This is a genomic window from Micromonospora sp. KC723 (assembly GCF_004348595.1).
In the GTDB taxonomy this organism is placed as follows: Bacteria; Actinomycetota; Actinomycetes; order Mycobacteriales; family Micromonosporaceae; genus Micromonospora.
Genome location: NZ_SMKD01000179.1, coordinates 1 through 9,391 on the forward strand (window position 1 = coordinate 1; position 9,391 = coordinate 9,391).

Genomic DNA, 9,391 nt, shown 5'->3' on the forward strand with positions numbered 1-9,391 from the left:
GTCACGGACGGGGTGCGCCGGCCCTTCCGCCTGTTGCGCGGCGTCTTCCCTCGTCGTCCTAGGCCTCGGCCCATGGATTGGCTAATATATTCACATCCTTGATCCTTAAAACGTTTCACAGCAGAGTTGACCTCCGGCCCCGGCGGGCGACCGCACCGGAATGGCACCCGCTGGGCCGGCCATCGGCCATGCCCGCCTCCCGCTGAGGCCGGCATCGACTCAGGAGACCGAATGAGTCCTCGCAACAGACTCCGTCGCGGGCTCGCCGCGACAACAGGTGCGCTGGTGGCTGTCGGCGCCGTCGCCGTGCCCGTGTCATCCGTCCCGGCGTCGGCCGATCCCGGACGTGGCGCTCCCGCCCGCGTCCAACTGGAGCACCTCGACCGCGGGCTGGTGGCCGCGGCCACCAGCGAGGGGGTCTTCCTCAGCTGGCGACTGCTCGGGCACGAGGTCACCGGTGCCACGGCCAGCGGCATGGCCGGGGCGAACTTCCACGTGTACCGCGACGGCAGGCGGATCGCGACGGTCACCGACAGCACCAACTACCTGGACCGGGACGGCACCGCCACGGCCAGATACCGGGTGGCGGCGGTCGCCGGCGGACACGAGGTCGACCGGAGCGCGACGGTCACCGCGTGGTCCGACGCCTTCCGCGACCTACCGCTGCGCAAACCGGCTGACGGCGTCACCCCGGCCGGGGACAGCTACACCTACTCGGCGGGCGACCTCAGTGTCGGCGACGTCGACGGCGACGGGCAGTACGAGTACATCGTCAAGTGGGACCCGTCGAACGCCAAGGACGTCTCGCAGGTCGGCTACACCGGCAACGTCCTCATCGACGCGTACGAGCTCGACGGCACCCTGCTGTACCGCATCGACCTGGGTGTCAACATCCGTGCGGGCGCGCACTACACCCAGTTCCTGGTCTACGACTTCGACGGCGACGGCCGCTCGGAGATGATGTTCAAGACCGCCCCCGGGACGAAGATCACCAGGTACGGCAGGACCGGCGACGCCATCTCCGAGCGGTACATCAAGCTTCCGCAGAAGGACGTCCGGGCGGGCGTCTCGCACACCGACGACTACCGCCTCAGCCCGACCGGCTACCACGCCCACGTGGTGGAGATGTTCCGGCAGTGGCACCGCCACCCCGAGGTGGTGGGCGGGCGCTGGCCCGCCACGCTGGAGCAGGCCTTCGGCATCGAGCCGCGCTACCAGTACCCGCTGTCGCAGCAGGACGCGCAGGCCCTCGCCGACCACTTCATGGACGTCTACGCACCCAGCCGCAGCACCCGCAACAACCTGCGGGCGTTCCAGGGCTTCATCCTGAACGGGCCCGAGTACCTCACCGTCTTCGACGGCGCCACCGGACGGGACCTGCAGACCATCGACTACCAGCCCGGACGGCACGACGACGGCCTCAGGTGGGGCGACTACGCGATGGCGCGCATCGAGCCGGGCAACCGGGTCGACCGGTTCCTCGCCGGGGTGGCGTACCTGGACGGCCGGCGTCCGTCGGCGGTCTTCGCCCGGGGCTACTACACGCGCTCGACGCTCGTCGCCTACCACTGGGACGGCAAGCGGTTGGCGCAGAACTGGTACGTCGACAGCGGCTGGACGCCGATGACCAACCCGTTCAACGACAGCCCGCACGGCCGGGACGGCGCCGACCCACGATTCGGCACGATCACGACGCAGGGCCAGCACTCGCTCAGCGCGGCCGACGTGGACGCCGACGGCAAACAGGAGATCGTCTACGGCGGGGCCACCATCGACCACGACGGCACCCTGCTGTACAGCTCGTTCGGGCCGATGCCGCCGGAGAGCGCCGACCCCGGCGCGTCGGCCAGGATCGGTCACGGCGACGCCATGCACGTCACCGACATCGACCCCCGCCGTCCGGGGCTGGAGATCTACCAGGTGCACGAGGGCGGGCGGTGGGCCCCCTACGGCTACACCCTGCGCGACGGCCGCACCGGCCAGGTGATCTACGGTGGTTACACCGGCGTCGACACCGGTCGCGGCATGATCGGTGACGTCGTCCCCGAGCACCCCGGCCTGGAAACCTGGTGCTCGCAGCCCTCCGGGTCGATCAGTGGCCTCGGGCTGCGCGGCGCGGACGGGGCGCGCCTGGGTGACCGGGTGCCCGGCACCAACCAGAGCATCAGGTGGGCCGCCGACATGACCACCCAGATCGTCAGCGGGTCGCTCGAGGTCACACCGACCATCGAGGACTGGCGGCGCGGCACCCTGCTCACCGCCGCGGGGACCCGTACCAACAACCACACGAAGGGGAACCCCGGCCTCGTCGCCGACATCTTCGGCGACTGGCGGGAGGAACTGCTCGTGCGGACGGCGGACAGCTCGGCGATCCGGATCTACCTGAGCACCGAGGTGACCGACCGCAAGCTCTACACCCTCATGCACGACCCGCAGTACCGCGCCGAGGTGGCCCGGCAGCAGACGACGTACAACCAGCCCTCGTACCCGAGCTTCTACCTCGGCTCGGACATCGACTGGTCGCAGGTGCCCGTGCCGAAGATCTGGGCGCCGGGCAGCGTCGCCGCGCTCGGTGACCAGCTCGACACGCAGATCCGCGCGGGAGAGGTGTCCGGCCTCGTGGTGCTGCCTCTGAAGGTGGCGCTCGTCGAGGCGGAGTACCAGCTCGACCAGGGCCGGCCGTCGGCGGCGGCCCGGGCGCTGGAGCGCTTCGTCCGGGAACTCGGGCAGGTCAAGCGACCGAGCCACATCTCCGGCCCCGCGCAGGTGGCGCTGACCCACCAGGCCAGGACCGTTATCGCGATGCTGTCGTGACCGGCGGGCCGGGAGGGTCGCCGCGGCCCTCCCGGCCTACCGCACGTCCCGCACAGGTCACCCGAGCGAGGCCGCGATCTCGAGGGCCTCGGCCCGGGTGAGCTGGCCCTCGAGCCGGTAGCTGACCCCCGCGTCCTCCCAGACCAGGGTCGCGGCCGCCAGCCGGGCACTCTCCGTCCGGACCACACCGTCACGGTCCACGTAGGACACCGGGTGCGGGCCGCCGATCCAGATCGCCTGCCGCCCGCCGACCTGCACCCATTCCGCCCCCGGGCCGCCGGCCTGCTTGGCGAAGACCGGATCGAGGCGACCGTCGAAGGCGTCGAGGCGCAGCGCGCCGCCACGGTAGAGCAGGGTCGCCACCCGGTGGCCGCCGCCGCTGTCCGGATCGGCCACCAGCACCTGCTCGGGCGTGCCCAGCCTCGCCGGCACCCGGATGGGGAACCGCACCGCGCGCTGCGCCTCGTCGAACCCCGCCGGGCGCTGCGCGGGCAACGGCGACGGGGAACCGGTCGGCATCACCGGCGCGGACGACGTGCTGATGGTGATCCCAGCGAAGCGGAGCAGACCTGCCAGGGCGTCGGCGAGGGCGGCCCGGCCCGGTGGCAGTACCGCGACCAGCAGCGCGGTCAGCGCCACCGCGACCGGGTACCGCCACCGCCACCGGTGCCGCGTCGGCGCGGCGAGCCGGGCGCGTACGCGGGTCGCCACCTCGGGCGGGTCGGAGGTCTCCAGCCAGCCGGACAGCTCCCGCAACTCGCGCTCCAGGTCATCCACGGCCCACCTCCTCGACGGCGAGCAGACCGCGCAGCTTGGCAAGCGCCCGGGAGGTCCGCGACTTCACCGTGCCGCGCGGCCACCCCAGCATCGTGACCGTCTCGTCCTCGTTCAGGTCGAGGAAGTACCGGCAGACGATCACCTCCCGGTCCTTGACGGGGAGCATGCGCAGGGCCCGCACCAGCGCGGCGCGGCGTTCCCCGGCCAGGACGGTGCCGACCGCGGCGTCCTCGGCGATCTCCGACTGCGGGTGCGCCGTCGCGGCCCGCAGCACGAGCCCGTCACGCCGGTTGCGCGACCGGTGCAGGTTACGCGTCTCGTTGGCCACGATGGCCAGCAGCCAGGAGCGGAAGGACGAGTCCCCCCGGTATCGAGAGAGCTTGCGGTACCCCTTCACGAACGCCTCCTGGATGACGTCCTCCGCGTCCGAGCCCGCGCCGAGCAGCGTCGCCGTCCGGTACGCGGACGCGGTGTACCGGGCGACCAGGAACTCGTACGCCTCCAGGTCACCTGCCCGAGCGCGGGTGACAGCCTCGTCGTCGTCCAGCGCAACCTCCGGTTCGATCACACTGATGACACCGCCCGCGCGGCGTGGGTTCCACGGAACCCGCGCGGTCCCGCAGGTGTCACCGGAGCATGATGGCGAACACCCTGCCGCACCCGTTCGGCGAGGGACCGGCGAACGGGCACGCCATGGCGCTCAGCCCGGACGGCCGCCGCCTTCTGGTCGCCGATGTCACCTCGGGCACCGTCGCGGAGATCTCCACCGAGAAGGTGGCGGTGCGCCGCACCGCCCCGCTGCCGCCGGGCGCCGGCCCCGCCTACGCGGTGGCCGGCCGCGACCGCCTGTTCCTCGGCGCCGGCACCACCCTGCGGACCGTCGACCTCGGGGGCCTCGGCGTCGCCGCCGAACGGTCCGTCCGCGACCCGATCACCGGTCTGGTCCGCAGCCTCGACGGCGCGCGTCTTGACCTGGGCCAGGCCAGCGCGGTCAGCTGGCACGATCCCGCCACCGGCAAGGAACTCGGCCCGGCCGCCGTGTCGGGTCTGGTGGGCCTGCGCGCCCCGGCCACCCCGGCCTGACGGCGGACGAGGACTTCGCCACCGGCGTCCGCCCGCCGGGTCGTGATCGGCCGCGCGGACCCGTCGCCGTTGGCCTGTGAGCTCCGTTACCTCGTGGTGAAGCGGGAATCAGCCGGGCCGGCGGGGGTTTGGAGCCAGATGTGACTGCTGCCCTGATCCCCGCCCGAGTTCGCCGGTCGGAGCCGACCCGATGACCGCCACCGCCGACACCACCCGCCGGCCGGCTGCCCCGCCGACACCGGGTGACCTGATGAGCCCGCGGCAGCGCCTGCGGCTCGTTCTCGTGCTGGGCTCGCTGATCGCGGTGGGGCCGCTGACCATCGACATGTACCTGCCCGCGTTCCCCGCGATCGTCGCCGACTTCCAGACCACGTCCGCGGCGGTCCAACTGACTCTCACCGGCACGTTGGCCGGTCTCGCGCTCGGCCAACTGCTGATCGGTCCGCTGTCCGACGCGGTGGGGCGGCGCACGCCGCTGATCGCCGGGATCGCCCTGCACGTCGTGGCGTCGCTGCTCTGCGTCGTCGCACCGAACATCGTGGTCCTCGGTGGGTTGCGGGTGGTGCAGGGCCTCGGCGTCGCCGCGGCCTCGGTGGTGGCGATGGCCGTGGTCCGCGATCTGTTCGCCGGCGCCGCCTTCGCCACCCTGCTCTCCCGGCTGCTGCTGGTCATGGGTGCGGCACCGATCCTCGCACCGACCCTCGGCGGAGGGTTGCTGCGCTGGGCGGACTGGCGGGGCGTGTTCGTGGCCCTGGCCTCCTTCGGGGTGCTGCTCGTGGTGGTCGCCGCGCTCGGGCTCCCCGAGACGCTGCCGGTCGCCCGGCGGCGGCGCGGTGGCCTGGTCGCCACCGCGAGGGTGTACGGCTCGCTGCTGCGTGACCGTGTGTTCGTGGGCCTGGTCGTGGTGTCCGGGTTGGCCATGGCGGCGCTGTTCGCGTACGTGGCCGGGTCGTCGTTCGTCCTGCAGGACCAGTACGGGTTGGACGAGCAGGAGTTCGGCCTGGCCTTCGGGGCGGGCGCGGTCGGGTTGATCGGGGCGACCCAGTTCAACGTGCGGCTGCTGCGTCGCCACCCGCCGCAACGGATCCTCGTCGCCGCCCTGGCGGTGGGGGCCGTGGCCGGGCTGGTGCTGCTGGCTGTCGCCGCGACCGGGTTCGGTGGCCTGCCGAGCCTGCTCGTGTCGTTGTGGGTGGTGCTCGCCGCGGCGGGTCTGGCGATGCCGAACGCGCCGGCCCTGGCGTTGTCCCGACACGGTGCGGCCGCCGGCACCGCCTCCGCCCTGCTCGGCGCGGTGCAGTTCGGTGTCGGCGCGCTGGCGGCCCCCCTGGTGGGCGTGCTGGGCACCGGCGCGGTGGCGATGGCGGTGGTCGTGGCCGGCGGGCTGGTGGCGGCGACGGCCGTCCTGCTGGTCGTCGTACGGCCCGCCCGGCTCGCCCACCTCGAACCTGGCCCGGTGCTGGCGGCGGCGCACTGACGGGCGGGTAGCCGCCGGGGACGGTACGGCAAGCGGCCGTCCCCGGCGTCGGCGCTGGGCCGCCCCGGGCGAACAGGGCCGGGCGGCGTCGTCCACCTGCGTGGCCTGCGCTCGGGCTGGTTGCCGCGTAGTCCGCGCAACCGGCCCGTACGTGCCCGGTCGGCGGGGCATGGTAGGTGCATGACGACATCGACCCCGAGCGCCCCGGGGCCCGGCGGCGCACGTCCCGCCGCGCCGCCACCGCTGCCCCAGACGCTGCTGTTGCTGGGGGCCACCGGCGACCTGGCCGGGCGTCTGCTGCTGCCCGGTCTGGGGCGGCTGGTGGCCGACGGCGCCCAGCCCGGCCTCATGCTGGTCGGCAGCGGCACGGACGACTGGGACGACGAGCGGTGGCGTCGCCGGGTGGCCGACTCCTTCGCGACGGTCGGGGCGGACGGGCCCCGGGTGGCCGAGCTGATCCGTGCCACCCGGTACCTGCCCGCCGATGTCACCCGGGAAGAGGACCTGCGTCGGCTGTTGGCGGCCTGCCACGGCCAGCTCGTGATCTTCTTCGCCCTGCCCCCGACGGTCACCGCCCGGACCGCCGCCGCGCTGTCCCGGATCGGCCTGCCGCCGAATGCCCGGCTGATGTTGGAGAAACCGTTCGGTACGGACGCCGTCTCGGCGCGCTCGCTCAACGACATCCTGGCCCGGCTCGTTGCGGAGGACCAGGTGCACCGCATCGACCACTTTCTCGGCAAGTCCACGGTCGTGAACATCCTCGGGCTGCGTTTCGCCAACCGGATCTTCGAGCCGCTGCTCAGCTCCACGCACGTGGCGTGCGTGGACATCGTCTTCGACGAGACCCTGGGGCTCGAGGGCCGGGCCGGCTACTACGACGGCGTGGGCGCGCTCGTCGACATGGTGCAGAGCCACCTGCTGCAGGTCCTCGCGCTGATCGCGATGGACCCGCCGCCCACCCTCGAAGCCCGGGACCTGCGCGGCGGCAAGGCGCAGGTGCTGCGGGCCACCCGGGTGTGGGACGACGACCCGGAGAGGTGGAGCAGGCGGGCCCGGTACACGGCAGGGGTGATCGCCGGGCGGCGGTTGCCCGCGTACGTCGACGAGCCGGGCATCGACCCGGCCCGCCAGACCGAGACGCTCGCCGAGGTGGTGCTGGCCGTGGACACCTGGCGCTGGGCGGGCGTGCCGTTCCGGCTCCGTTCCGGCAAGGCGCTGTCCGGCCGGCGCAAGGAAGCCGTCGTCACGTTCAAGCAGCCGCCCCGGGTACCCTCCGGGCTCATCGGGTACGACCAGCCGGACCGGTTGCGGATCGGCTTCGGCCCGGACCAGCTGGGCCTCGACGTGAACATCAACGGCCCGGGCAACCCGATGGAGTTGGACCAGGTGCACCTGGTGGCCGACTTCGGTCCGGGTGAACTGCCGCCCTACGGTGAGGTGCTGCGCGGCGCCTTCGAGGGCGACCCGACGCTGTCGGTGCGGGGCGACACCGCCGAGGACTGCTGGCGCATCGTCGCGCCGGTGCTCGAGGCGTGGCGGACGGGAGCGGAGCCGTTACGGGAGTATCCGGCGGGCAGCCACGGACCGGGTGACTCACTCCTGGCGCCGGCCGCCGGCGAGCGCCGGTGAGCCGGGGTGGACGCGAGGAGTGAGTCACCCCGCCGACGCCGTCAGTACACGTACACGCTCTGCGACGGGAAGTCGATCGAGCTGTAGGAGCCCGACGGCATGATCGTGTACGAGGAGCCCGTGCAGTTCTGGTTGGTGTACAGCCGGGCAGGCTGGTTGGCGGTGTTACGCGCCGACTTCACCCGGCCGCCGCCCCAGCCGTGGGCGGCGAGATCCACGCAGGCTCCCGTGGACGGGTTGCGGGCCTGCGCGGTGAACCGGTTCCCCTGGTATGCCTCCTGGTCCCAGGCGCACAGCGTGCGGACGAATCCGCACGAGCTGTCGGCGACCCCGGCCGTACCCGACGGCGCGGCGGCGGCGCCGCTCGCGCCCACGGTGGCGACGAGCGCCACGGCCGACAGCGCGCCCACAGTGAGTGATCTCCGGACGAACATGCTGATCACAACCCTTCACCTGGTTGCCGGGACGACATCCGTTCACGACACGAACCCGCCCTGGTCCGCCGGTACGCCGGGACGCGACGGACCGGAACGGAGTGGGGCGCGCGGTGACGTCTGGACCCGGAACGACGGCATTCGATTTCAGCCTATTCACTGGCGGACCGGCGGAGCATCTTCTCACGTGCGGTCGCTCGACCCGGCTTCTGTATCGAGGTTTGTCGATTGATGCGCCGCGTTGGACTACCTGACGCAGCGCAGTTCGGTGCGGGACCGGTGGACGCGAGCCGGGCGGCGGTGATGGGGCACTCGATGGGTGGCGGTGGCGCCATCTACGCGGCGTTGCAGCGGCCGGGTCCCGTCCGTAGTGGAGAAGGCGTACCTGGAACTCGGCGGCGCCGGTCAGGTCTTCCCCACCTCGAACAACCCGACCATGATGCGCAACGTCATTCCCTGGTTGAAGACCTTCATCGACAGCGACACCCGCTACACCCAGTTCCTGTGCCCGCTGTCGAACTCCATCGGCATCCGGGCGTACCAGAGCACCTGCCCGCTGGTGCCCTCGCCGGTGCCGACGACCCCACCCACCACGAGCCCGCCGCCCTGATCATCAATGGAACACCATCCGGTTGAGTCCCACCGGTGCCGGCGGGCTACCCAACATCGACTACCTCACCGCCGGCACCGCCTGACATCCAGTCTCCAGAATGAGAGTGAGAGCCAACCCCGACATGCGCCACAACGGCAGACCGTGAGGCGGTGGGCCCGCGCCATCCGGTGATTCCCTTCCGTGACCGACACGGTCCCCGGTGGCAGAAGTTACGCGGGGGACGCGTCGTCGGCAGCCGGGCGCGGGGCGACCGCCGGCGACACCCGCGACGCCCGGCGGTGCCCGGCCTGTTCGGCCCGTCACACGAGCCCGAACGACCAGCCCGGGTGAGTGCGGTCGATACGAGAGCCTGGTGAAGGACGTCGGACAGGCGTCGTGTCGGCGGCGTTCATCGTCGTGCCCGCCCGGCGTCGAAGAACCACAGCATGGCCATCACGCGGCGGTTGTCGGTTGGGGACACCGGCAGGTGCGGTTTGCTGAAGGTGCTGTTGGCTCTGCTCACTCCCGCCGGCCACTCGTCGGGCTCGCCGCGACGCTGCTGTAACCCCCCGGTGGTGGGGGAAGGGG

General features: G+C 72.4%; 8 protein-coding genes. 5 read left to right on the forward strand and 3 right to left on the reverse strand.

Going from position 1 to position 9,391, the window contains the following annotated elements; all coding sequences use genetic code 11:
• Positions 1-285 precede the first annotated feature (285 nt).
• On the forward strand, positions 286-2,814 hold the full coding sequence (locus E1165_RS30550) for a rhamnogalacturonan lyase (RefSeq protein ID WP_305792157.1): 2,529 nt from the start codon (positions 286-288) through the stop codon (positions 2,812-2,814).
• A 57-nt stretch (positions 2,815-2,871) separates the two neighbouring features.
• Here E1165_RS30550 and E1165_RS26000 read toward each other — a convergent pair whose 3' ends face one another.
• Together E1165_RS26000 and E1165_RS26005 are read right to left on the reverse strand one after the other, a co-directional pair.
• Entirely contained in the window at positions 2,872-3,591 is a 720-nt protein-coding gene (locus tag E1165_RS26000) for a hypothetical protein (protein WP_132394365.1), read from the reverse strand.
• Positions 3,584-4,159: an RNA polymerase sigma factor gene (locus E1165_RS26005; RefSeq protein WP_243704992.1), complete on the reverse strand. Its 576-nt coding sequence runs from the start codon at positions 4,157-4,159 to the stop codon at positions 3,584-3,586. Before E1165_RS26005 ends, E1165_RS26000 begins: the two co-directional genes overlap by 8 nt.
• Positions 4,160-4,227: 68 nt before the next feature.
• On the opposite strand from E1165_RS26005, the gene E1165_RS26010 reads away from it, so the two are divergent.
• From E1165_RS26010 to E1165_RS26020, 3 genes are all read left to right on the forward strand, one after another.
• Positions 4,228-4,674 carry a hypothetical protein gene (locus E1165_RS26010; RefSeq protein ID WP_132394366.1) on the forward strand — a complete coding sequence of 149 codons (447 nt, stop codon included), beginning with the start codon at positions 4,228-4,230 and terminating at the stop codon, positions 4,672-4,674.
• Positions 4,675-4,924: 250 nt separating this feature from the next.
• Complete coding sequence (locus E1165_RS26015) at positions 4,925-6,148, forward strand: multidrug effflux MFS transporter (protein WP_132394370.1); 1,224 nt, start codon at positions 4,925-4,927, stop codon at positions 6,146-6,148.
• Between the two features lie 180 nt (positions 6,149-6,328).
• Positions 6,329-7,777 carry a glucose-6-phosphate dehydrogenase gene (locus E1165_RS26020; RefSeq protein ID WP_132394367.1) on the forward strand — a complete coding sequence of 483 codons (1,449 nt, stop codon included), beginning with the start codon at positions 6,329-6,331 and terminating at the stop codon, positions 7,775-7,777.
• Positions 7,778-7,818: 41 nt separating this feature from the next.
• Here the strand turns inward: E1165_RS26020 and E1165_RS26025 are convergent, their stop codons facing one another.
• A complete protein-coding gene (locus E1165_RS26025; RefSeq protein ID WP_243704993.1) occupies positions 7,819-8,211 on the reverse strand; it encodes a peptidase inhibitor family I36 protein in 393 nt (130 codons plus the stop codon).
• A 370-nt stretch (positions 8,212-8,581) separates the two neighbouring features.
• On the opposite strand from E1165_RS26025, the gene E1165_RS29600 reads away from it, so the two are divergent.
• Entirely contained in the window at positions 8,582-8,821 is a 240-nt protein-coding gene (locus E1165_RS29600) for a hypothetical protein (protein WP_207917043.1), read from the forward strand.
• Positions 8,822-9,391: the final 570 nt, after the last annotated feature.